The following is a 23206-nucleotide window of genomic DNA, read 5'->3' on the forward strand; positions in this document are numbered from 1 at the left end:
CCTCTCGGCTGTCACCGACCACTGGTCGTGTCCCGGGCGGGTCGGCACTCCCTCGGGTGATCAGGTGCCAGTGACGTGACTTTGGGGTGGATCGAAGGGCAGGTACCGAAGAATCTTCCAGTCCGGCGAGGGACCCGATATGGCAGTGGGCAGGCCGTTACGGGTTCACTCGGGTGAAGGAGTTGCCGGCGCAGGAGCCTTCACGGACCAGAAGTCAGAATGCTCGCTCGGCAATGGCGGCTCAGAACCATCGTATTCAGGCGCTCCGGGCCTTGACTTCGGCGGAGCGACAGCCGATTTTTCGACACAGGGAGTTGTCACCTCAAAATGAGCCTGTCCCTGATACCCAAATGCCAATCGGATCTGGAAGTTGTCCGGCGTCAGGAAGTAGGTGGCCGGAGTCTTTTCGCTCTTATTTGAGCCGCGGTGAGTGAACCCCTTTTTCTCCCAGTAGTGCTCCACAACACCAAGGAAGCTCCCCCTTCGTTCGGCGGAAATAACAGTTGTCACGGATACCCGCCTGGAGACCGAGCAGCTGAGGTCCGTGGAGACCCCGTGTGCCCACTTCACCTCGGGGTTGATCGAGTCCATGGTGTCCGCAAGGAGGGTGTCGGCTCGATCCGCTGCTTCCTGCATGTTCATGTCTGGCGTCTTGCCTTCTTCGCTACCGATCAGACCGCAACCCGTCGCCAACGCTATGAGTGCTGAGGCCACGATGAGTCGAATTTTCATCGGCGCACCTCCGGGGTAATGCCGCCCGGATTGCCCGCGACGATGTTGGCAATGCTGTCGGCAGACATCTGATCCTTCTCAGGGTTGAAGTAATTGGAGTGGGCTTCGAACGTGAAGTGTGTGAACGCGTTCGGCCCCGTTTCCGTCCGGAAGCGCGTCGCGCCGAATTCTTCACTGGCGGGATCGGTCCCGAACCAGTTCTGGTTGCTACCAGGATCGGCCTCATGCGCGCCCCATGCGGCGCCCAGAAGGCCACCGATCGGCCCTCCCACGACGTAGCCTTGCGCGCCTCGGACGGCTCCGTGGACGACTTCCCCTGCCGAGGGTGCCTTGGTGACAAGGTCGTTCTCTGCAGCTCCGACAAAGACATGCTGCTTGCCGACGCCCAGATCTTCGGCGTGGTCCACGCCCACGCCGGGGCTGCCCAGAAGGATGTAGTCGTCCACATCCGGCATGCCGCCTGGCTGTTTGCTCGCCGTTCCGACCGTCAGGGAACCGTAGGAATGCCCGATGGCGGTGAGGTGCAGGTCGGGGTTCTCGTGGGTGGTAGCAAGGCCGCTCATGAACCTCTGGTAGGCGGGTGCGCCCCTTTGTGCATCCGCTGGGGTGCCGACGTCCGCACCTTGTGGTGCGTCATAGCCAAGCCAGACGATCGAGGCGCTGGACGGGTCGATTTCCCGGGCGCCGATAGCCGTGTCCCTGGCTCGCTTCACAGTGCCGTCCGCGAAGCCTCCGTCGAGCTTTGTACCCAGTCCAGGGACGTAGGCTGAAACATTCTTCGAGAGGTCCGGATTGCCGAAGGATACGATTGCGCGCCCGTTCCCTTCATCTCCGACACCCAGCAGGAACATCGGGGGCTGGCCTCCGGCATTGAGCTGCTCATCGATGCTTCGCAAAGCGTCCAGCTTGGCCAGGGAAGTCTCATCTCCCTGAGCTGCCAACTTCCCCATGAGCTGTGGAAGGTACAGGCGGTTCGCCTCGTCGCGAGCAACGGCGGGGATACCGTCCAGGTTTCCGATGGTGTCTGGGTAGACGGCCAGATACTCCGTCTGTTGCTCTTTGCTGAGACCGTCCCACCACTTCTTGCGTTCGGCCGGGGACTGATCGGTCGGGATGTCGTCCTTGAGAACGTCGTCCGCTGCACTGTGCACGGCCGCCGCGTCACCGCTGACGTCTGCCCAGGTCGAATCGGTGACATCAAGCCCTTCCGCTGCCTTCAAGCGACGTAGAGCCTTTGTGTACTGCTCATCGATCTCGGTTGCCTGTGCCAGAGCACTTGCGATCGTGTCCGCGATGCCTTGAGCCGCGATCGCATGGGGATTCTGATTGGCCATCGCGGCGGCGCTGCCCATTGCCTTGCCGAAGAACCCGCTGTTGCCGGCGACGGTGTCACCGGGTATTTGGGTGTCACCGGAACTCCCCTCCGGATAGCGCACGGAGCCGTCGTCGTACACTTCGAAGCCCGAATGCTTGGCGTCTTCCAACGCGTTGAGCAACTGGCGTTGCAACGGTGCCAGTTCCTCGGCCAGACCGGTGAGTGCGGCGCTGATCAGTCCACACTCGGTGTAAATGTACTGGTAGTTCTTGCTAAGACGGTTGAGTCCTGCGATCGCCCAAGTGGACGCCTCACCAACCTGAGTCACGTCCAGGTCGGCTGCGATCTCGTTGGTGACCCGGTCACGGGACGAGAAGGAACGGTTGCTGATGGCGGACCAGTCGTGGGCCTCGTCCGTGAGCTCGGACAGCTTGAGATTGCGGAGCTGAGCGAGGGTGACCACGGCTACTGGCCCCTCTCGAAGCGCTTGCCGGCCATGCGTTCCGCAGCTACAGCAGCTTTGATCCTGGCTTCGTTCTCGCCATGATCCTTGGCAGCCTGTCGCATGGGCTGCTCCAGGTTCTCGCATTCGTCGCGAACGGCCTTGAGCCGACGGTGCCAGCTGTCGCGGACCGCATCGAGGGCCAGGACGGACGTGAGGCCATCGGTGCCTGTCGCTGTCCCGCTCTTCGCGTCGGCAAGCTGTGTCACAGAGGTGTTCGTAGTGGTTCTCAGCTCACCGAGAATTCTGGCTCCATTGGTCCACGGGTACTTGAGATACACCAGCCGACCGCCCCCGCTCGTGCCTGCGTCGGCGGACGCCAGCGTCATCGCGGAGCTATCGGAGCCCTGTGCCCCAGTCGCGGCCTGCTCGCGCGCAGACGCCCATTGCTCTTCAAAGGACACAGGAGACCTCATTTTCCTAATGGTCGTTCCGGAACGGTGTATAACGGTTGATTGCGCGATCAACCGGACTGTCCGGGGGTGTGAGGCGGTTGGTATGGGGGCTGCGGTGCAGATGGCTGGTGCGGGGCCTGAGGTGCGTAGGGCGAGTATCCCGGTGGCATTGGCGGGACGTTTGACGCCGGCGTGGATGGCGAGTGGCGACGGGCGCGGAGGACCTGGACCGTGATGGCGGCTCCGAGGAGCGCGGCGGCTGCGATGCCCAGGCCGATCCACAGCGGGGTGTTCCCGCTGTCGTTTGTCTGCGAGGCCGCAGCTTCAGGCTTGTCATTGGTCTTGCCAGCACTTGCTGAGCCAGCAGACTCCGACGCCTTGGGAGACGGAGACTTGGACGCCGCTGCGGCCAAGTCGGGAAGCGGGTATTCGTCGGCGGGGCCCGGATCACCGGGGGTCTGGAGGGCGACACGCGGGCGGACGATGCCGTATCCGAAGTCGTCGTTACGCGTCCATTTCTTCTCGTTGCCCTTCATCGTGTTGATGAGCACGCGCAGGACTTGATTGTTTGTCCAGTCTGGGTGCTTGGACCAGATGAGGGCGGCAGAGGCGGAGGCGATGGCCGTGGCGTCACTGGTGCCTTTGGATTTGCATACCTCTGTGCTGCCAGGGCATGCGTGAACCATATTGGTACCAGGTGCCGTGATATCGACTTGCGCTCCATGCTCGGAAAACGGGGCTCGTTTGACGCTCTCTGTGATCGCGCCGACGCCTACAACGCCGGGAGTCGCCCCCGGATATGCCAACAAGTTGGACGTGTCTCCACTGTTCCCCACGCTGGCGAACAGAAGCTTGCCCTTGGAGAGGGCGTACCTGACGGCTGACGCCAGTTCAGGGGTCCCGACGTTGTCCGTGCCTGGTGCGTTGGAACTGCCCAGCGACATGTTGATGATCTGTGCTGGACTGTCTGCTGCGTAGCGAATTGCCTGGGTCAGAATGCGGGAGAATTCCGCCTTGTTGTCGACCTGCCCGTAGTCCTCCGTGGCGTAACGCATGCGGATGGGGAGGATCTTCGCTCCCGGCGCGAGACCGTATGATCCGTTCAGCGGCCCTCGCGCCCCTGTGGCTGCTATGAGCGCGGCAATACCAGTTCCATGGCCGGCGAGATCGGTGTGCTCATCACCGCGTTGGCTGGAGTAGTCCTTGCCGTTCAAAACCTGGCCTTTGAGATCGGCAAGAGAATCGTCGACACCGGAGTCGATGACCGCCACCGTGACGCCACGGCCCGTGCTGGTCTTCCACATCTCTTGGGCATGCATGGCATCGAGATGCCATTGCTGTGAACGGATAGAGTCCGCGTGGGCGGGGGTTGCAGCGACGCCGACGAGCAACAGGCCGAGAACGGCTGATGCGGTCGACAGGGGGCGCGGCGTCCACTTGCCTCTGGTACGCATATGTCTTCCTGGGAGATATGGGCTCGGACTCAATCGACTACTGGAGGAAGAGTTCGGCGACTGTCCCGCGTCCAGGTCTCTTCGTCCTCGACCAGGTAGTCGGGCCGTTCTCCATCCCGCTGCTGACCACTGCGTGAACCTGGTGTCTGGCCCGAAACTCCTGTGCGGCCGACCGCCGAGCCATGCGTTGATTCGTTGGCATTGGACGACGGTCGGACGAGTCCCGAACCGCCAGCGGTGAACGGACGTCCGCTGCTACGGCCGGGCACTCCAGTGCGGTTGCCGACGACTCCGCCCGTTTCCGACGCAAGGCGACGCCCTCCGCTCAACCCGCCGGCGGAACGAGCGGCGCCGCCGGCCGGCATGCCTGGAGACATACCTCGCCCCATGGGGGACCGGCCCTGGACGTTCTCCTTGCCGATGACCGTTCCCCGTGGAATGCCGTTCGCCGGGCGTCCCGTGTTCGTGACAGGGCGACCGCCGACGATTCCCGTCTCGCGAGGCATGCGCGGCATGCTTCCGGTCGGCTTCAACGGCCCAGGAACCTGCGGAAGACGACCAGAGGCCGGAACACGTGCGGGGGGAGGCGAGCCGATTTCACGCCCTCCACCGTTGAAGGTCGGAGGCAGCGGGGTCGGCTGATGAGGCAGCGGTACCTCGCGGTGAGGGATGCTCGTCGGCGTCGGGGAGACCGGAGGCGGCGACGTACGGGGCAGTGTGTCCGCGCTGTCGATTCCCATGTCAACAGGCTGAGTAGGCCGGTTTTCTCGGCTTGTGTGTTCGGGTGCAGCATGGCCGATGACGGTCTGCGGGCCTGTGTGAATCGGCTGAGCGCTGTGGTGCACAGAACCGCCGCCACCCATGGCTGAGCCTGCGCCCACCTGGCTGGCTGTCGAGGACCCCCCCGAGCCTACGGAGATGTGTTCAGAATCGTCATGCCACCAATCTTCCGTCCCCGTCCGCCCCGCCGGCGGCGAAAACGTAGGCGGCGTAACACTGTTCACCTGCTGCGCCGAGTACTCGTACGACTGTGCCAGCTTCCGCATCTGCTGGACCGCTTCGAAGCGAGCCGCATCGATCTGCTTCTGGGCAGCCGTCGCGTCGGTCTGCGCGGTCTGGGCTAGCTGCCGAGCGTCCGGGTCGTTGTGGGCACCTGGCTGTCTTGCCGCGGCGATCGCCTCGCGGGCATCGGCCAGGTTGGCCTTTGCCTGGGTTGTCTCGGAGGTAGCTGGCATGGCTGCCTTGGCCTCGGCGATGGATTGGGAGACTGTGCCCATCCAGCGCGATGCCACCTCGGCATACTGCCCCAGTCGAAGCGTCGCGCTCGCCGTCTGTCCGCCCCAGTCCCGGAAGGCGTCACCGGCCTGACCCTGCCACTCCAGATCCTTGACGTGCTTCATCAAGTCGTCGCCGATCTTGGAAATGGTGGACGCTGCCTTGGAGAGCTTGCCCGCCAGGTGAGATGCGCCGGCAGAGCTCGCCTCACCGAGCATGGCTGCTAGCTGCTCGTGAGTCATGGACTCAAAATCGGTACGGGCGAGCTTCGGTTCCCGCCGCTTGGGCTGATCACCCATTACAGGCCCTCCTCGCTACCGGCCGCAGGGGCGGACGACTTCGCCGACGTGGTGCGCTGGTCCGCGTACGGATCCCGGTCAGCGTCGTAGTACCTCTCCGCCTCCGCGTTGACCGCCCTCATCCGCGCCTTGATGTCCTCATCCAGGCTCTGGTAGCCGACCCGCGAGGCGTGCACAGCCAGCCCCATCCCCTCGATCTGGGCGCTCAGCGCCTTCGAGAGGTTCTCCAACTCGTCGTGGACGATGGTGTACGAGTCGTAGAGAAACTGTGCTTCCTTGAAGTCGGAGGAGCCCAGCTGGGTGCGCGGCAGACGGTCGTCGCCCACCTTGCCCGGAGCCGCCTCCGACTTCTCCAGCTCGATGAGCAGTTCGTCGACGCGCTTCTTGAAGTTCTTCATGGCGTTGTGCTGGATGTCCAACGCCATCTGCGGATTTACCCCCGACAAGGTGTCGAAGGACTTGCCGGTGTCGGGCGCGCCGCTCGCGCTGCCCGCACCGCCGTCGCCCCCGTACGAACTCACCTCTGCCGCCTCCCCGTTCTCCCCGTTCACTCCGTTCGCTCGAACGGAAGAAATACTCGATCAATCACTCTAGTGGCGTTGCGGAAGCAATCCCAGCTGAATCAGCGCCGTTCCGCGCTTGCGGGACACGAACACGCCACGGCCCGGGGGCATCGGACGTGCCCGGACGGTGCCCAGGATGTCACCCTCGCTCGGATCACCCGACAGGACCACACCCTGCGCGCCCAGCTCCTTCACCCGCTGCATGAACGACTCGTACATGGCGCGCGAGGCGCCGGCTGCGCTGCGGGCGATGATGAACTTGACGCCGACATCACGGGCGTAGGGAAGGTGATCCACCAACTGGGCCAGCGGATTGCCCGAGTTGGTGGCCACCAACTCGTAGTCGTCGATGATGACGAACAACTGTGGGCCGGTCCACCAGCTGCGGTCGCGAAGCTGCTGGGGTGTGATGTCCGGCTTCGGCGTCCGCATCTCCATGAACTGGCGGATCGCGTCCATGTGGACCTGCATCGCCGACGACATGGGTGCGTACTCGAGCAGGTGCTCCTCGGAGATTGCCTCCAACATCGTGCGCCGGTAGTCACCGACCACGATGCGGGCCTCGGCGGGCGTGTACCGCTCCGCGATCTGCTTGGCGATCAGCCGCAGAAGGTTGGTCTTGCCGGATTCGCTCTCGCCGAAGACGAGGAAGAACGGATCCGTGTCGAGATCGACGAAGACAGGCTCCAGATTCGCCTCGTCGATGCCGATCGCAATGCCGTGCTGCGGGAACTCGAACCCCTTGGGCAACTGGTCGGCGGGCAGCTTGCGGGGCAGCAGTCGCACCCCGGGTGCTGCGGGGCCCTGCCAGTTGGCCCCGACCGCCTGGACGAACTGGGTCGTCGCCTCGGCGAGGTTGTCCGGCGACGGTGAGGAGTCGATGCGCGGCAGCGCCGTCATGAAGTGCAGCTTCTCTGCCACTTGCCCGCGACCGGGCACGCCTGCCGGGACGTTCACGGCGACCTTGCGGTCGAACTCGGAGTCCATCGGGTCACCGAGGCGCAGCTCCAGTCGGCCCAGGATCTGGTCCTTCAGAGCCGCCCGGACCTCCATGTAGCGCGACGCCGAGACGACGACGTGGACGCCGTAGCCAAGGCCTCGGCCGGCGATGTCGTTGACGACGCCTTCAAGGCCCTCGTAGTCGGTCTTGAAGTTGCCCCAGCCGTCGATGACCAGGAAGACGTCCCCCCAGGCCTCGCCCGGCAGCTCGCCGGCCGCGCGACGCCTGCGGTATGTCGCGACGGAGTCGATTCCGTTGGAGCGGAAGAACTGCTCGCGGCGGTTGAGGATGCCCGCCACCTCGGCGACCGTGCGGCGGACCTTCTCAGGGTCGAGCCTGGACGCCACACCGCCCATGTGAGGCAGGTCCGAGAGGGCCGCGAGACCTCCGCCACCGAAGTCGAGGCAGTAGAACTGCACCTCGTGCGGGGTGTGCGTGAGGGCGAACGATCCGATCAGTGTGCGCAGGAGCGTCGACTTTCCGGATTGCGGGCCACCCACGACCATCATGTGGCCGGCTGCGCCGGAAAAGTCCCGGTACAACACCTCGCGCTTCTGCTCGAAGGGCTTGTCGATCAGGCCGATGGGGACCGTCAGTGCGCCCAGGCGCGTGTATTCGGGTGCCTGCAGGCCGCGGTCCGGCGAGACGGAGAGTGCCGGTAGCAGCTGGTCCAGTGTGGGCGCCTCGTCGAGCGGAGGCAGCCATACCTGGTGCGCGGGAACACCCTGGCCCTCCAGGCGCTGCACGATCACGTCCAGCACGGTGTCGGCCAGCGCGTCGTCCTCCGGACGGACGGCCTGGGCCTGCATCTGCGCCGGGTCTGGCGCCACGTAGGCCATCGGCACGGGAAGTGCCGTGAAGTGCGCGGGCCGGCGGTCGATGGGCAGGCTGCCCTGCGTGACTTCGGGACCGCCCGCGCGGTACGTCCCCGAGACGTAGGCCGCCTTGAAACGCACCATCTCGTCCGTGCCGAACTTCAGGTACCCGGAACCGGGGACGGAGGGAAGGTGATAGGCGTCCGGAACGCCCAGGGCTGCCCGGGACTCGGCAGCCGAGAATGTCCGCAGACCGATGCGGTACGACAGGTAGGTGTCGAGACCGCGCAGGCGGCCCTCCTCCAGGCGCTGCGAAGCGAGCAGCAGATGCACACCCAGCGAGCGGCCGATGCGACCGATCTGGATGAACATGTCGATGAAGTCCGGCTTGGCTGTGAGGAGTTCGCTGAACTCGTCGATCACCAGGACGAGCGACGCGAGCGGCTCCAGAGGAGCGCCCGCGGCGCGCGCCTTCTCGTAGTCGTGGATGTTGGCGTAGTTGCCTGCCGAGCGCAGCAGCTCCTGGCGCCGCTGCAGCTCGCCCCGGATCGCGTCCCCCATGCGGTCGACCAGGGTGAGGTCGTCGGAGAGGTTGGTGATCACGGCGGCGACGTGCGGCATCTGCGACATGCCGGCGAAGGTGGCGCCGCCCTTGAAGTCGGCGAGGACGAAATTCAGCGTCTCCGAGGAGTGCGTCACCGCGAGACCCAGCACCAGGGTGCGCAGCAGCTCCGACTTTCCGGAGCCGGTCGCGCCCACGCACAGGCCGTGCGGACCCATGCCGTCCTGCGCGGCCTCCTTGAGGTCGAGCATCACGGGCTGGCCGTCCTCCCCGACGCCGATCGGCACGCGCAGCCGCTCGGGCATGGAACGCGGCCGCCAGGTGCGCTGGACGTCCACGGAGGCGGCGTCGCCGAGGCTCAGCAGGTCGGTGAAGTCCAGGTTCGCCAGCAGTGGTTCGTCGTCGTCCCCGCCGCCCATGCGCAGGGGGGCGAGCTGCCGAGCCAGTGCCTCGGCGGCCGGCAGGGACAGGCTGTCGGGCACACCCTCGAAGGCGACGCCCCCGCCGGAGTCCAGGCGCAGCCTCTCCGGCCGTACGACGATCGACAGGTCGCCTCGTGGCTGGTCGAGCTCACCGGGGACGACCTCCACGATCGTCACTCCCTGGAGCCCCTCCGTCGCCGCGAACGCGGATGTGGGCGGAACCACACCGCCGTCCAGGACCACGAGGATGTGCGGCTGGTCCAGCAGCTGCTGACCGCCGCGGCTGAACCGAGGGCGGCCATCGAGGCGGCCGGCGAGCAACTGCTCGAGTTCACCCAGGTCGTCGCTGAACAGCCGCCGTGTGCCCGCGCCGTCGAACTGACCCGCCAGCTGGCAGTGCGGCAGCCACTTGGTCCAGTCCCAGCGGGCCACGGCGCCCCTCGCGGCCACCACGACCACGATCAGATCGTCAGGGGAGTGCAGGGTGGTCGCCTGCGCGACCAGCGCCCGGGCCGCCGACTGGGCGCCTTCCGGGTCGCCGGAGACCGTCAGGTGGTAGAAGGCGCGCAGCGACAGCGCCACCGGCAGTCCGTCCAGCTGGCCGTGCACCGCCAAGAATTGCTGCATGGCTCCGGCGCACAGCGGTTCCAGCTCGTCCACGGGCGCGGTCTGCGGTGCCACCAGGGGAGTGGCCAACTGCTGCGGGCCCAGACCGATGCGCACCTGGCCGAAGTCCTCGTCGCCGATGCGCCTCTCCCACACCCGGCTTCCCTCGGCGGCCAGCGACCACAGCTGGTCCGGGGCCGGGTGCAGATACAGCTGTGCATCGCGCTGGCGCAGTGCTGTCTTGCGGACCGTGCGCCGCGTCTGGGCCAGGTAGCGGAGGTAGTCCCTGCGGACGTCGGCCATTTGCCCTTGCGTACCGCGTCGGTGGCGGATGATCTGCGAGACCACCATCGCGGCTGTCGACACGAGCATCACGACACCCATGATCCGCATGAAGGGATGGGCGTTCGGCGAAGCGAAGTAGAACACCACGGAGGAGCCCATGCCGAGGGTCGGCAGGACCTGCATCAGCATGCCCTCCTGCTGCCCGCGTGGCAGCTCGGGAGGAGCCTCCAATTGCACCTCATCCGAGGACACTTCGGGCGGCAGTGCGCGTGGCGGGCGCTTGATGACGATCTGGCTCACCGGAGCATCAATCCTCTTGTACGGACGATCGGTTGATCACCGGCACCCCCGTGGCGACGGCTGTCCTCCGCTTGTCCGGGATCCTACTGGTCACCACCGACACCGGCTCCCGGTAGGGTGACGCCCGCAGCGTGCGCATCCGCGAACAGGGGGTCTGTGAAGGTGAGTACGACAGCGACGACGGGATTCTGCAGAGTCACTGTCGTGGCGCCCGACAGCCGTATCGACGTGGCGCTCCCGGTGGACATCGCCGTGGCCGACATCTATCCGGAGATCCTGCGCCTGACGGGACAGGCCCAGGCCGTTGGCACCCCGACCGGGTACCACCTCGTGCGTCGTGACGGCCGGGTCCTCGACAGCGCCCGGACCCTTGGCGACGAACGGGTTCTCGATGGCGAGGTTCTCAGCCTGCGACCCTTCGCCGAGTCCCTCCCGCCCGCGGTCTACGACGATGTCTCGGACGCCGTCGCCTCCGCCGTCGTACGCGACCGGCACCTGTGGAGTGACGATCTGCTGCGTGTCGCGGGCCTCATCGGCGGCGCGCTGCTGTTGCTGCTGTGCGGTTTCGTCGTCTGGTACGCCGACCCCGTCCGTCATGACATGCACGGGCTGCCCGGGATCATCGCCGGTGGCCTCGGTGTGCTCCTGACCGCATTCGCCGGCGTACGCGCGCGGGTGTACGGCGACCGGGCCGCCGCCGTCGCCGTGGGGCTCGGCGCGCTGCCGCTGTTGATGATCGCGGGCTCCGGGATCATCGGCCCCTCGGTCGGCCAGGGACCGGGGAAGCTCCAGTTCATGCTGGGCTGTGTAGCCGTCCTGGTCGCCTCGGTCGTCCTCGTGGCGCTCACGCCCGGCGGGGACGCGCCTTTCGTGGCCGCTTCCTTCTTGGCGACGGCCGGCACCCTGGCCACCTTCGTGGCCATCCTCACCAACGCCTCCGCCACGGGCGCCGCGTCGGTGTGTGCCCCGGTGGCGATCGGCCTGGTCGCGTTCCTGCCCGGCCTCTCCGCCCGCTTCGCCCGGCTGCCCATCGGCTACGCCTCCCCGCGCTCCGCCAACGACGACGACTTCGACCCCGACCCGACGCAGGCTGCGGGCACCGATCCGCTCGACGCCGAGCGCATCGCCGCACAGGCTCGGCGGGGCCACGAGATGCTGCTGGGCCTGGTCGGCGGCACGGCGGCACTGGTGGTCGCCTCTGTCGCCGTCCTCGGCTTCTCCGACAACGTCTGGGGGCAGCTGCTCGCCCTCGCCACGGGCTTGGCCATGCTGATCCGCGCGCGCCTCTTCCGCTACACCTCCCAGGTGTCCTGCGTCCTGCTCGCCGGTCTCGCGGCTGTCGCACTGCTGCTGCTCGGCCTCGCTCTGAACCCGCCCTCCGACGCCCTCGCCGACTTCGTCCTGCATCACGACCGCGGCGCTCTCGACCTGCGCACCGCCTGGCTCACGGCAGCCGTCGCCGCAGGGGCCGTACTGATCACCGCGATCGGCCTGATCGTCCCGCGCAAGGGCCTGTCCCCCTTCTGGGGCCGTTTCCTCGACCTGGCCGAGGGCGCCGTCCTGCTCGCTCTGGTACCGCTCTGCCTCGCGGTGCTGGGCGTCCTGGAGGACGTACGTTCAATGGTCGGCTAGTGCGGAGCGGGAGCTGCCCGCAGGCACTGGTACCCTGAGTGACGACCGTTCGTGTACGCACCCCCGGAACCCCCTGACAGGGCTCTGGAGGCCGCGCCCAGCGGATCCCCGCCTCCCGAGTTGTGGAAGCTCCCCCGAGACGTAGACCGGGGGCACTCGGTGGCCATCAGAAGACTATGAGGAGAACGCGTGTCGCTCGACGCCGCTACGAAGAAGCAGATCATCGCCGAGTTCGGTACCAAGGAGGGTGACACCGGCTCCCCCGAGGTCCAGGTCGCTCTGCTCTCCCGTCGGATCTCCGACCTGACGGAGCACCTCAAGACCCACAAGCACGACCACCACTCCCGCCGTGGTCTGCTGATCCTGGTCGGTCAGCGCCGTCGCCTGCTGCAGTACCTGGCGAAGAAGGACATCCAGCGCTTCCGTACGCTGGTCGACCGCCTGGGCATCCGCCGCGGTGCGGCGGGCGCCAAGTAAGACGCCGTGAGGGGAGCGGTTCCCGGAAGGACTCCGGGGCCGCTCCCTTTGCCGTATGCAGGAAGCCCTCGTCGTCAGGGCGGAAACGTGCGGAGTGTCACTCACGCTTTGTAGTGTGGTAGCACAACGCATTACGGACGACACAGCACGACAAGAAATGAGGAGAAGCGCACCTCGCCGCCGCCGGTCCTCGGTAGTGGCCCCCGGGGGAAGCGAGCCCCGGGTGCTTCGATCGAAGACCGGCCCGCACCGCACGGCGCGCTTCTCCGTAACCGTCCCCCTGTCACACGGGCAGCCGAGGGACGAAGACGAGGAGAAAACGCTAGTGGAGAACGAGACCCACTACGCCGAGGCCGTCATCGACAACGGCGCCTTCGGCACCCGTACCATCCGCTTCGAGACGGGCCGCCTGGCCAAGCAGGCCGCCGGTTCCGCCGTGGCGTACCTGGACGACGACACCATGGTGCTGTCGGCCACCACCGCCTCCAAGCAGCCCAAGGACCAGCTCGACTTCTTCCCGCTGACGGTGGACGTCGAGGAGCGGATGTACGCCGCCGGCAAGATCCCCGGCAGCTTCTTCCGCCGTGAGGGCCGTCCCTCCGAGGACGCGATCCTCACCTGCCGCCTCATCGACCGCCCGCTGCGCCCGTCCTTCAAGAAGGGCCTGCGCAATGAAATCCAGGTTGTCGCCACGGTCATGGCGCTCAACCCCGACCACCTGTACGACGTCGTCGCGATCAACGCCGCGTCCGCGTCCACGCAGCTGGCCGGTCTGCCCTTCTCCGGCCCGATCGGCGGCGTCCGCGTCGCGCTGATCCGCGGCCAGTGGGTTGCGTTCCCGACGCACACCGAGCTCGAGGACGCCGTCTTCGACATGGTGGTCGCCGGCCGCGCCCTGGAGGACGGCGACGTCGCGATCATGATGGTCGAGGCCGAGGCCACCGACGGGACCATCAAGCTGATCGAGGGCGGCGCCGAGGCGCCGACCGAGGAGGTCGTCGCCGCCGGTCTGGACGCCGCGAAGCCCTTCATCAAGGTCCTGTGCAAGGCCCAGGCCGACCTCGCGTCGAAGGCCGCCAAGCCGACCGCCGAGTTCCCGATCTTCCTGGACTACCAGGACGACGTCCTCGAGGCGCTGACGGCCGCCGTCCGCCCCGAGCTGGCGCAGGCGCTCACCATCGCCGGCAAGCAGGAGCGCGAGGCCGAGCTGGACCGCGTCAAGGGCCTGGCCGCCGAGAAGCTCCTGCCGGAGTTCGAGGGCCGCGAGAAGGAGATCTCCGCCGCGTACCGCTCGCTGACCAAGACCCTGGTCCGCGAGCGCGTCATCAAGGAGAAGAAGCGCATCGACGGCCGTGGCGTGACGGACATCCGTACGCTGGCCGCCGAGGTCGAGGCCATCCCGCGGGTCCACGGTTCGGCCCTGTTCGAGCGTGGCGAGACCCAGATCCTGGGCGTCACCACCCTCAACATGCTCCGCATGGAGCAGCAGCTGGACACCCTCTCGCCGGTGACCCGCAAGCGCTACATGCACAACTACAACTTCCCGCCGTACTCCACCGGTGAGACCGGCCGCGTCGGCTCCCCGAAGCGCCGCGAGATCGGTCACGGCGCCCTCGCCGAGCGTGCGCTCGTGCCGGTGCTGCCCACGCGCGAGGAGTTCCCGTACGCGATCCGTCAGGTGTCCGAGGCCCTCGGCTCCAACGGTTCGACGTCCATGGGCTCGGTCTGCGCCTCCACCATGTCGCTGCTGAACGCCGGTGTGCCGCTGAAGGCCCCGGTCGCCGGTATCGCCATGGGTCTGATCTCCCAGGAGATCGACGGCGAGACGCACTACGTCACCCTCACCGACATCCTCGGTGCGGAGGACGCCTTCGGCGACATGGACTTCAAGGTCGCCGGCACCAAGGAGTTCGTGACCGCCCTCCAGCTCGACACCAAGCTGGACGGCATCCCGGCCTCCGTCCTGGCCGCGGCCCTCAAGCAGGCCCGCGACGCCCGTCTCCACATCCTCGACGTGATGATGGAGGCCATCGACCGGCCCGACGAGATGTCCCCGCACGCCCCGCGGATCATCACCGTCAAGATCCCGGTCGACAAGATCGGTGAGGTCATCGGCCCCAAGGGCAAGATGATCAACCAGATCCAGGAGGACACGGGCGCCGAGATCACCATCGAGGACGACGGCACGATCTACATCGGTGCCGCCGACGGCCCGTCCGCCGAGGCCGCCCGCGCCACGATCAACGGCATCGCCAACCCGACGATGCCCGAGGTCGGCGAGCGATACCTCGGTACGGTCGTGAAGACGACCACCTTCGGTGCGTTCGTCTCCCTGCTGCCCGGCAAGGACGGTCTGCTGCACATCTCGCAGATCCGCAAGCTCGCCGGCGGCAAGCGCGTGGAGAACGTCGAGGACGTCGTCGGCGTGGGCCAGAAGGTCCAGGTCGAGATCGCCGAGATCGACTCCCGCGGCAAGCTCTCCCTCATCCCCGTGATCGAGGGCGAGGAAGGCAACGAGCAGGACAAGGACGACGCCGAGCAGTGACGTCCCGTAGCTCCAAGGCGACGGCCCGCACCTCTTCGGAGGCGCGGGCCGTCGCCCGTACCCAAACCCTCATCCAGGGCACGAACGGCATCGGTACGGTCCGCAAGACCACCCTCCCGGGCGGCCTGCGCATCGTCACCGAGACCCTGCCCTCCGTGCGCTCGGCGACCTTCGGCATCTGGGCGCACGTCGGCTCGCGCGACGAGACACGGGCCCTGAACGGCGCCACGCACTACCTGGAGCACCTGCTCTTCAAGGGCACCGACCGCAGGTCCGCGCTGGACATCTCCTCGGCCGTCGACGCGGTCGGCGGCGAGATGAACGCGTTCACGGCCAAGGAGTACACGTGCTACTACGCGCGCGTGCTCGACACCGACCTGCCGCTCGCCATCGACGTCGTCTGCGACATGCTGACCGGCTCGCTCATCCTCGAAGAGGACGTCAACGTCGAGCGCGGCGCGATCCTCGAAGAGATCGCGATGACCGAGGACGACCCGGGCGACTGCGTGCACGACCTGTTCGCGCACACGATGTTCGGCGACAACGCCCTCGGCCGCCCCGTTCTCGGCACGGTCGACACGGTCAACGCCCTCACCGCCGACCGCATTCGCCGCTTCTACAAGAAGCACTACGACCCGACCCACCTCGTGGTCGCCTGCGCCGGCAACATCGACCACAACAAGGTCGTACGACAGGTCCGCGCGGCCTTCGAGAAGGCGGGCGCCTTCAAGAACCTCGACGCCCAGCCCATCGCCCCGCGCGACGGACGCCGTACGATCCGCACGGCCGGCAAGGTCGAGCTGCTCGGCCGCAAGACCGAGCAGGCGCATGTGGTCCTGGGCATGCCGGGGCTCGCCCGCACCGACGACCGCCGCTGGGCCATGGGCGTGCTCAACACCGCCCTCGGCGGCGGCATGTCCTCCCGCCTCTTCCAGGAGGTCCGGGAGAAGCGCGGCCTCGCCTACAGCGTGTACTCGTACACCTCCGGCTTCGCGGACTGCGGCCTGTTCGGCGTCTACGCCGGCTGCCGCCCGAGCCAGGTGCACGACGTGCTGAAGATCTGCCGGGACGAACTCGACCACGTCGCGGCCAACGGGCTCTCCGACGACGAGATCGGCCGCGCCATCGGCCAGCTCCAGGGCTCCACCGTCCTGGGTCTGGAGGACACGGGCGCGCTGATGAACCGTATCGGCAAGAGCGAGCTGTGCTGGGGCGAGCAGATGTCCGTCGACGACATGCTGGCCCGGATAGCGGCGGTCACCCCGGACGAGGTCCGGTCGGTCGCCCGCGAGATCCTGGGACAGCGCCCGTCGCTGTCGGTCATCGGCCCGCTCAAGGACAAGCAGGCCGCCCGGCTGCACGACGCCGTCGCCTGAAACACCACCGGTTAGGAAGCAGGAACATGAGCAAGCTGCGCGTGGCGGTCCTCGGTGCCAAGGGCCGGATCGGGTCCGAGGCGGCACGGGCGGTCGAGGCCGCCGAGGACATGGAACTGGTCGCCGCCCTCGGCCGGGGCGACAAGCTGGAGACGCTGGCGGAGACCGGTGCCCAGGTCGCCGTCGAACTGACCACCCCGGCCTCCGTGATGGGCAACCTGGACTTCTGCGTGCGCCACGGCATCCACGCGGTCGTCGGTACGACGGGCTGGACCGACGAGCGCCTCGCACAGCTCAAGGGCTGGCTCGCCCAGTCCCCGGAGACGGGTGTGCTCATCGCCCCGAACTTCTCCATCGGTGCGGTGCTGACCATGAAGTTCGCGCAGATCGCCGCGCCGTACTTCGAGTCGGTGGAGGTCGTCGAGCTGCACCACCCGAACAAGGTGGACGCCCCCTCGGGGACCGCCACGCGCACCGCCCAGCTCATCGCCGAGGCCCGCCGCCAGGCCGGTACGGCCCCGGCGCCGGACGCCACGGTCACCGCCCTGGACGGCGCCCGCGGGGCGGACGTGGACGGCGTCCCGGTCCACGCCGTGCGCCTGCGCGGCCTCCTGGCCCACCAGGAGGTGCTGCTCGGCGGCGAGGGCGAGACCCTCACCATCCGCCACGACTCCCTGCACCACAGCAGCTTCATGCCGGGCATCCTGCTCGGCGCCCGCCGCGTGGTCTCGACTCCGGGCCTGACCTTCGGCCTGGAGCACTTCCTGGATCTGAGCTGAGCCCGAAGACGTCATGCGCGCGAAGATCTCCTACCTCGTCACGGCCGCCGTCCTGGTCTTCTACTTCGTCCTGGTCGGCAGCCGCGGCGTCATGCTCATCCAGTCCGGCACGGTCCTCACCGTCACCTTCGGGGTCGCCGTGCTGATCCTGCCGGTCATCGGGCTGTGGTTCCTGTGGAAGAACACCCAGTTCGTCCGCAAGGCCAACCAGCTCGCCGCCGAACTCGACGCCGAGGGCGGCCTGCCCGTCGACGAGCTGAAGCGCACCCCCGGCGGCCGTATCGACCGCGACTCGGCCGACGAGGTGTTCGCCAAGCGCAAGGCCGAGACGGAGGCGGCCCCGGACGACTGGCGCAGCTGGTTCCGGCTCGCCGTCGCCTACCACGACGCCCGGGACACCCCGCGCGCCCGCAAGGCGATGCAGCGCGCCATCACCCTGCACGACGGCAAGCCGGTCCAGGCCTGAGAGCCGCAGGCAGTCGGTACGACGAGTTTCGACAGCACCGATCCATGCCCTAGGGTGCAACGCTGCGCCCTGGCGCGATCATCGTTCCGACTCACCTTCACGGGGATCTCTCAGGCGCCCGGCAACCGCACTCCTCCTGATCGGCGCCCTCTTCGGGGTGGCACCCGCCACGGCCCAGGCGGCGCCGGCGCATGACGCCGTCTCGTACGTCGCGCTGTCGGCGCAGCGAGGCGGTGGCAGCAGCGGCGGTGGTGGCATCAGCAAGAGCCGTGGTGGCGTCAGCAAGGGCGGCAGCTACAGCAAGTCGAGTGGCGGCGGTTACTCCCGCACCGGCAACGACGGCAGCTCGTCCACCGGAAAGAAGAAGATGCCCCTGTGGCAGGCGATCCTGGTCCTGCTCGTCGTGGGATGCCTCGTCGTCTGGGTCGTCGTCAAGCTCGTGCGCAAGCTCGTGAAGTTTGTCAACGACTGACGGTCATGCGGCGGGTCCGCGGCGCGGCTCGGATGCCACCGCACTCGCGAAAAGACGAAGGGGCCGGTCCGCATCGCCGCGGACCGGCCCCTTCGCCATGCCTACGGCGGTCAGCCGCGCCCGTACTCCGCGGCCCACGCCTCCACCGTGTCCGCCGCCCGGTCGAAGGCCGCGGGGCGGTTCAGGAAGTCCAGGCCGTGCGTGGTCAGCAGCGGCGGAGTGTCCCCGGGGGCCCGGTCCCCGCGTACGAGCACCAGGGCCTGCCCCTGCACCGTGCGCGGCAGGCCCAGCCAGCGCACCGGCTGCTGTGCCGTGCGCACCGAGAGCACCCGCGTCCACGGCGTCGTGCGCGTGAGCAGGAGGCCCACCTGGCGCAGCCCGTGCGTGCTCACCCACACGCCCATGCGCAGCATCCGCAGCGCGCCCGCGATGACCACCAGCGCCACGCCGAAGACGACGCCGGCCGAGGACATCGTGCCGGTCAGAGCGATGAGGACGGCCGCGAACAGCACGAACGAGGAGAGCAGCAGCCCCAGCGCCGCCCCGCCCACACGCCCGGGCCCGGGCCGGTAGGGGCGCCGCCAGCGGTCCCGGTCGTCGTACGGCAGCGGGCTCTCGGATGCCGCCTCGAAAGTGCGGTCGGCCGTCAGGAAGGGCAGGGGCACGGCTGGTCCTCACTCATTCCTTGCATGGGCTGTGCCCGGTGAGGCTATCCGGCCGTGTTCCCGCCCACCACCCTTGGGCGGCCGGAAGGGTCAGCGCCCCTGTGAGGCCTGGGACTGCTGGGCCGGCGTGCTGGACGGCGTGGACAGGGCGGGCGTGCCGAGGATCACCGAGCCGACCAGCCCGGCGACCACGGTGAGGCCGAGCAGCCAGCGCCCCGCTATCTGACCGGCGGACGAGCGCTGCCGGGGCGGGGGAGTGACATTGCTGCGGAACCTGTCGGCCTCGGCCAGGAAGGCGAAGGGCACGGGCTCACGCCGACGGAACATGGGGGTACGTCTCCTCTCGGGGCCGAACGTGTGGGTCTCACCGGTACAGACGCTCGAGTGACACAAAAGGTGCCCATGTCCGAAAAAATCCACGGCAAGGTCACGGTTCGGGGTCTGTCAGTGGTCCCCCGTACAGTGGGCGCGAACCTGAAGAAGTGATGGGAAGGACCCCCGTGACCACCCCCGAGTCGCTCACCCTGCGCAGTGACGTCACCGTCGAGCTCGTGAAGTCCAGCGCTTCGGATGCCGACGTCCTCTTCGCCGCCCGCGTCTCCACGCTCGGCGAGCAGTCCCTGGACGAGCTGAAGAAGGACCCCGAGCGCTCCAAGGGCCTGATCAACTACCTGATGCGCGACCGGCACGGCAGCCCGTTCGAGCACAACTCGATGACCTTCTTCATCAGCGCCCCGATCTTCGTGTTCCGCGAGTTCATGCGGCACCGGGTCGGCTGGTCGTACAACGAGGAGTCGGGTCGCTACCGGGAGCTCGAGCCGGTCTTCTACGTCCCCGACGCGTCCCGCAAGCTCGTGCAGGAGGGCCGCCCGGGCAAGTACGTCTTCGTCGAGGGCACCCCGGCCCAGCACGAGACGGTGCGTAGCACCCTGGAGGAGTCCTACGAGCAGGCGTACGCGGCCTACCAGAAGCTGCTCGCCGAGGGCGTCGCCCGCGAGGTCGCCCGCTCGGTCCTCCCGGTCGGTCTCTTCTCCTCCATGTACGCCACCTGCAACGCCCGCTCCCTGATGCACTTCCTCGGCCTGCGCACCCAGCACGAGCTGGCCAAGGTGCCGTCCTTCCCGCAGCGGGAGATCGAGATGGTCGGCGAGAAGATGGAGGCGGAGTGGGCCCGGCTCATGCCGCTGACCTATGCCGCCTTCAATGCGAACGGCCGTGTGGCCCCGTAACGAAGCCCTGTTCCCCGCGCGGAACGGATGTACGCATCAGCCGGGCGAAGTGTCCGTATTGCGGCATTTGGAGAAGTTCATCTAGCCTGATCAAACGGACCCGGCACTGCTTGAACCCCCGAGCAGGCAGTGCCGGGCTCCACATTTGTCCTGACTTTCCCGGCACCCCAAGGGCAGACCACGCTTGGAGCACCGAGTAGCGTGTTACCCATGGCTCCGACCTCGACTCCGCAGACCCCCTTCGGGCGGGTCCTTACCGCCATGGTCACGCCCTTCACGGCGGACGGCGCACTCGACCTCGACGGCGCGCAGCGGCTCGCCACCCACCTGGTGGACGCAGGCAACGACGGCCTGATCATCAACGGCACCACCGGCGAGTCCCCCACCACCACCGACGCGGAGAAATCGGACCTCGTACGAGCCGTACTGGAGGCGGTCGGCGACCGTGCCCACATCGTGGCCGGCGTCGGCACCAACGACACCCACCACAGCATCGAGCTGGCCCGCGAAGCCGAGCGCATCGGCGCACACGGCCTGCTGGTCGTCACGCCGTACTACAACAAGCCCCCGCAGGAGGGCCTCTACCGGCACTTCACGGCCGTCGCGGACACCACCGGCCTGCCGGTCATGCTCTACGACATCCCCGGCCGCAGCGGCGTCCCGATCAGCACCGAGACGCTCGTCCGCCTCGCCGAGCACCCCCGGATCGTCGCCAACAAGGACGCCAAGGGCGACCTCGGCCGCGCCAGCTGGGCCATCGCCCGGTCCGGCCTCGCCTGGTACTCCGGCGACGACATGCTGAACCTGCCCCTGCTCTCCGTGGGCGCGGTCGGCTTCGTCTCGGTCGTCGGTCACGTCGTCACCCCCGACCTGCGCGCCCTCGTCGAGGCGTACACCTCGGGCGACGTCGTCAAGGCCACCGAGATCCACCAGAAGCTGCTCCCGGTCTACACCGGCATGTTCCGCACCCAGGGCGTCATGACCACCAAGGCCGCGCTCGCCCTCCAGGGCCTGCCCGCAGGCCCCCTGCGCGCCCCCATGGTCGAGTGCTCGCCCGAGGAGATCGCCCAGCTCAAGATCGATCTTGCCGCCGGCGGGGTACAGCTCTGACAACAGACTTGGCACCACCCGAGCTTCACAACTGAATCGACAACCGCATACGCGGGCCACCGGTGCCCGCACCACACAACGACAACTGCTTCTGCACGAACGTCATGCGCGCCACGTGCCCGACCGGTACGTGGCGCGCGTGGTGAGGAGAGTCTTTTGAGTCATCCGCATCCTGAACTCGGCCCGCCCCCGCCGCTCCCCGAGGGCGGCCTGCGGGTCACCCCGCTCGGCGGTCTCGGCGAGATCGGCCGGAACATGACGGTCTTCGAGTACGGCGGCCGCCTGCTGATCGTCGACTGCGGAGTGCTCTTCCCGGAGGAGGAGCAGCCCGGAATCGACCTGATCCTGCCGGACTTCTCGTCCATCCGGGACCGTCTCGACGACATCGAGGGCATCGTCCTCACGCACGGCCACGAGGACCACATCGGTGGCGTCCCGTTCCTGCTCCGCGAGAAGCCGGACATCCCGCTGATCGGCTCCAAGCTGACCCTCGCCCTCATCGAGGCCAAGCTCCAGGAGCACCGGATCCGCCCGTACACCCTGGAGGTGGCGGAGGGGAACCGCGAGCGCATCGGCCCCTTCGACTGCGAGTTCATCGCGGTCAACCACTCCATCCCGGACGCCCTGGCGGTCGCCATCCGCACCCCCGCCGGCATGGCGGTGCACACCGGCGACTTCAAGATGGACCAGCTCCCGCTGGACAACCGCCTCACCGACCTGCACGCGTTCGCGCGGCTGAGCGAGGAGGGCATCGACCTCCTCCTCACCGACTCCACGAACGCCGAGGTCCCGGGCTTCACCCCGCACGAGCGGGACATCTCCAACGTCCTGCGCCAGGTCTTCGCGAGCGCCCGCAAGCGGATCATCGTGGCGAGCTTCGCCAGCCACGTCCACCGCATCCAGCAGATTCTGGACGCGGCGCACGAGTACGGCCGCCGGGTCGCCTTCGTCGGCCGCTCGATGGTCCGCAACATGGGCATCGCCCGTGACCTCGGCTATCTGAAGGTCCCGCCGGGCCTGGTGGTCGACGTCAAGACGCTGGACGACCTGCCGGACGACGAGGTGGTCCTGGTCTGCACGGGCTCCCAGGGCGAGCCGATGGCGGCCCTGTCCCGCATGGCCAACCGTGACCACCAGATCCGCATCGTCGACGGCGACACGGTCATCCTGGCCTCGTCCCTCATCCCCGGAAACGAGAACGCGGTCTACCGCGTGATCAACGGCCTGACCCGCTGGGGCGCCAACGTCGTCCACAAGGGCAACGCCAAGGTGCATGTTTCCGGCCACGCCTCCGCCGGCGAGCTGCTGTACTTCTACAACATCTGCCGCCCGCGGAACCTGATGCCGGTCCACGGCGAATGGCGCCATCTGCGCGCCAACGCCGAACTGGGCGCGCTGACGGGAGTCCCGCACGACCGGATCGTCATCGCCGAGGACGGCGTGGCGGTCGACCTGATCGAGGGCAAGGCGAAGATCTCGGGCAAGGTCCAGGCGGGTTACGTCTACGTCGACGGCCTCTCCGTCGGTGATGTGGGCGAGCCGGCCCTGAAGGACCGCAAGATCCTCGGTGACGAGGGCATCATCTCGGTCTTCGTGGTCGTGGACTCGTCCACCGGCAAGATCACCGGTGGCCCGTACGTCCAGGCCCGCGGTTCCGGGATCGAGGACGCGGCCTTCGCCGACGTGATCCCGAAGATCACGGAGACCTTGGAGCGCTCGGCCCAGGACGGCGTGGTGGAGCCCCACCAGCTGCAGCAACTCATTCGGCGCACCCTCGGCAAGTGGGTCTCCGACACGTATCGCCGCAGGCCGATGATCCTGCCGGTCGTGGTGGAGGTCTGACACCTCGTCCGCGTGAACTTGGGGGGGGGGGGGGGGGGGGGGGGGGGGGGGGGGGGGGCTCGCAGGAGCTATACCCGCTGGCCCCCCC

19 protein-coding genes are annotated in these 23206 nt (G+C 67.8%); 10 read left to right on the forward strand and 9 right to left on the reverse strand.

Annotated features, from left to right (window positions below):
• Positions 1 to 165 precede the first annotated feature (165 nt).
• The 7 genes from ACZ5DS_RS15690 to eccCa form a co-directional block, all read right to left on the reverse strand.
• Positions 166 to 732, reverse strand: a complete 567-nt coding sequence (locus ACZ5DS_RS15690; RefSeq protein WP_468238110.1) for a hypothetical protein — start codon at positions 730 to 732, stop codon at positions 166 to 168.
• Positions 729 to 2510: an alpha/beta hydrolase gene (locus ACZ5DS_RS15695; RefSeq protein WP_468238113.1), complete on the reverse strand. Its 1782-nt coding sequence runs from the start codon at positions 2508 to 2510 to the stop codon at positions 729 to 731. The genes ACZ5DS_RS15690 and ACZ5DS_RS15695 overlap by 4 nt, the downstream gene beginning before the upstream one ends.
• Positions 2511 to 2512: 2 nt before the next feature.
• Positions 2513 to 2953: a hypothetical protein gene (locus ACZ5DS_RS15700; protein WP_468238115.1), complete on the reverse strand. Its 441-nt coding sequence runs from the start codon at positions 2951 to 2953 to the stop codon at positions 2513 to 2515.
• Between the two features lie 59 nt (positions 2954 to 3012).
• On the reverse strand, positions 3013 to 4398 hold the full coding sequence (gene mycP, locus ACZ5DS_RS15705; protein ID WP_468238118.1) for a type VII secretion-associated serine protease mycosin: 1386 nt from the start codon (positions 4396 to 4398) through the stop codon (positions 3013 to 3015).
• 29 nt (positions 4399 to 4427) lie between these two features.
• Complete coding sequence (locus ACZ5DS_RS15710) at positions 4428 to 5972, reverse strand: WXG100 family type VII secretion target (RefSeq protein ID WP_468238121.1); 1545 nt, start codon at positions 5970 to 5972, stop codon at positions 4428 to 4430.
• Entirely contained in the window at positions 5972 to 6493 is a 522-nt protein-coding gene (locus ACZ5DS_RS15715; protein WP_468238124.1) for a hypothetical protein, read from the reverse strand. The genes ACZ5DS_RS15710 and ACZ5DS_RS15715 overlap by 1 nt, the downstream gene beginning before the upstream one ends.
• 69 nt (positions 6494 to 6562) lie before the next feature.
• Complete coding sequence (gene eccCa, locus ACZ5DS_RS15720; RefSeq protein WP_468238127.1) at positions 6563 to 10525, reverse strand: type VII secretion protein EccCa; 3963 nt, start codon at positions 10523 to 10525, stop codon at positions 6563 to 6565.
• 162 nt (positions 10526 to 10687) lie between these two features.
• On the opposite strand from eccCa, the gene eccD reads away from it, so the two are divergent.
• The 7 genes from eccD (at position 10688) to ACZ5DS_RS15755 (ending at position 18272) form a co-directional block, all read left to right on the forward strand.
• Complete coding sequence (gene eccD / locus ACZ5DS_RS15725; RefSeq protein ID WP_468238130.1) at positions 10688 to 12157, forward strand: type VII secretion integral membrane protein EccD; 1470 nt, start codon at positions 10688 to 10690, stop codon at positions 12155 to 12157.
• Positions 12158 to 12346: 189 nt separating this feature from the next.
• Entirely contained in the window at positions 12347 to 12634 is a 288-nt protein-coding gene (gene rpsO, locus ACZ5DS_RS15730; protein ID WP_030619140.1) for a 30S ribosomal protein S15, read from the forward strand.
• A 325-nt stretch (positions 12635 to 12959) separates the two neighbouring features.
• The gene (locus ACZ5DS_RS15735) at positions 12960 to 15179 is read left to right on the forward strand and encodes a polyribonucleotide nucleotidyltransferase (protein ID WP_468238132.1); all 2220 of its coding nucleotides are present in this window, start codon (positions 12960 to 12962) and stop codon (positions 15177 to 15179) included.
• Entirely contained in the window at positions 15176 to 16555 is a 1380-nt protein-coding gene (locus tag ACZ5DS_RS15740; RefSeq protein WP_468238135.1) for a M16 family metallopeptidase, read from the forward strand. The genes ACZ5DS_RS15735 and ACZ5DS_RS15740 overlap by 4 nt, the downstream gene beginning before the upstream one ends.
• A 26-nt stretch (positions 16556 to 16581) precedes the next feature.
• Entirely contained in the window at positions 16582 to 17334 is a 753-nt protein-coding gene (dapB, locus tag ACZ5DS_RS15745; protein ID WP_468238138.1) for a 4-hydroxy-tetrahydrodipicolinate reductase, read from the forward strand.
• 13 nt (positions 17335 to 17347) lie between these two features.
• Positions 17348 to 17800, forward strand: a complete 453-nt coding sequence (locus ACZ5DS_RS15750; RefSeq protein ID WP_468238142.1) for a hypothetical protein — start codon at positions 17348 to 17350, stop codon at positions 17798 to 17800.
• 157 nt (positions 17801 to 17957) lie between these two features.
• The gene (locus ACZ5DS_RS15755) at positions 17958 to 18272 is read left to right on the forward strand and encodes a hypothetical protein (protein ID WP_468238144.1); all 315 of its coding nucleotides are present in this window, start codon (positions 17958 to 17960) and stop codon (positions 18270 to 18272) included.
• A 110-nt stretch (positions 18273 to 18382) separates the two neighbouring features.
• On the opposite strand, the gene ACZ5DS_RS15760 is transcribed toward ACZ5DS_RS15755, so the two are convergent.
• Positions 18383 to 18937, reverse strand: coding sequence for a hypothetical protein (locus ACZ5DS_RS15760; RefSeq protein ID WP_468238147.1), 555 nt, complete (start codon positions 18935 to 18937; stop codon positions 18383 to 18385).
• Between the two features lie 90 nt (positions 18938 to 19027).
• Positions 19028 to 19264: a hypothetical protein gene (locus tag ACZ5DS_RS15765; RefSeq protein ID WP_468238150.1), complete on the reverse strand. Its 237-nt coding sequence runs from the start codon at positions 19262 to 19264 to the stop codon at positions 19028 to 19030.
• Positions 19265 to 19422: 158 nt separating this feature from the next.
• Here ACZ5DS_RS15765 and thyX point away from each other — a divergent pair, with 158 nt between their 5' ends.
• The 3 genes from thyX to ACZ5DS_RS15780 all read left to right on the forward strand — a co-directional run bounded on the left by thyX (position 19423) and on the right by ACZ5DS_RS15780 (position 23118).
• Positions 19423 to 20166 (forward strand): FAD-dependent thymidylate synthase, encoded by a 744-nt coding sequence (gene thyX, locus ACZ5DS_RS15770; protein WP_468238153.1) that lies wholly within the window; start codon positions 19423 to 19425, stop codon positions 20164 to 20166.
• Between the two features lie 210 nt (positions 20167 to 20376).
• Positions 20377 to 21276, forward strand: a complete 900-nt coding sequence (gene dapA, locus ACZ5DS_RS15775) for a 4-hydroxy-tetrahydrodipicolinate synthase (RefSeq protein WP_468238155.1) — start codon at positions 20377 to 20379, stop codon at positions 21274 to 21276.
• Positions 21277 to 21432: 156 nt separating this feature from the next.
• Positions 21433 to 23118, forward strand: coding sequence for a ribonuclease J (locus tag ACZ5DS_RS15780; RefSeq protein ID WP_468238158.1), 1686 nt, complete (start codon positions 21433 to 21435; stop codon positions 23116 to 23118).
• Positions 23119 to 23206: the final 88 nt, after the last annotated feature.

The organism is Streptomyces sp. NPDC031100, assembly GCF_055570785.1.

Coding starts and splice junctions, on each gene's coding strand:
- ACZ5DS_RS15690 (WP_468238110.1), bottom strand. CDS start 732: ATGAAAATTCGACTCATCGTGGCCTCAGCACTCATAGCGTTGGCGACG.
- mycP (WP_468238118.1), bottom strand. CDS start 4,398: ATGCGTACCAGAGGCAAGTGGACGCCGCGCCCCCTGTCGACCGCATCA.
- ACZ5DS_RS15710 (WP_468238121.1), bottom strand. CDS start 5,972: ATGGGTGATCAGCCCAAGCGGCGGGAACCGAAGCTCGCCCGTACCGAT.
- dapB (WP_468238138.1), top strand. CDS start 16,582: ATGAGCAAGCTGCGCGTGGCGGTCCTCGGTGCCAAGGGCCGGATCGGG.
- ACZ5DS_RS15750 (WP_468238142.1), top strand. CDS start 17,348: ATGCGCGCGAAGATCTCCTACCTCGTCACGGCCGCCGTCCTGGTCTTC.
- ACZ5DS_RS15765 (WP_468238150.1), bottom strand. CDS start 19,264: ATGTTCCGTCGGCGTGAGCCCGTGCCCTTCGCCTTCCTGGCCGAGGCC.
- thyX (WP_468238153.1), top strand. CDS start 19,423: ATGGGAAGGACCCCCGTGACCACCCCCGAGTCGCTCACCCTGCGCAGT.
- dapA (WP_468238155.1), top strand. CDS start 20,377: ATGGCTCCGACCTCGACTCCGCAGACCCCCTTCGGGCGGGTCCTTACC.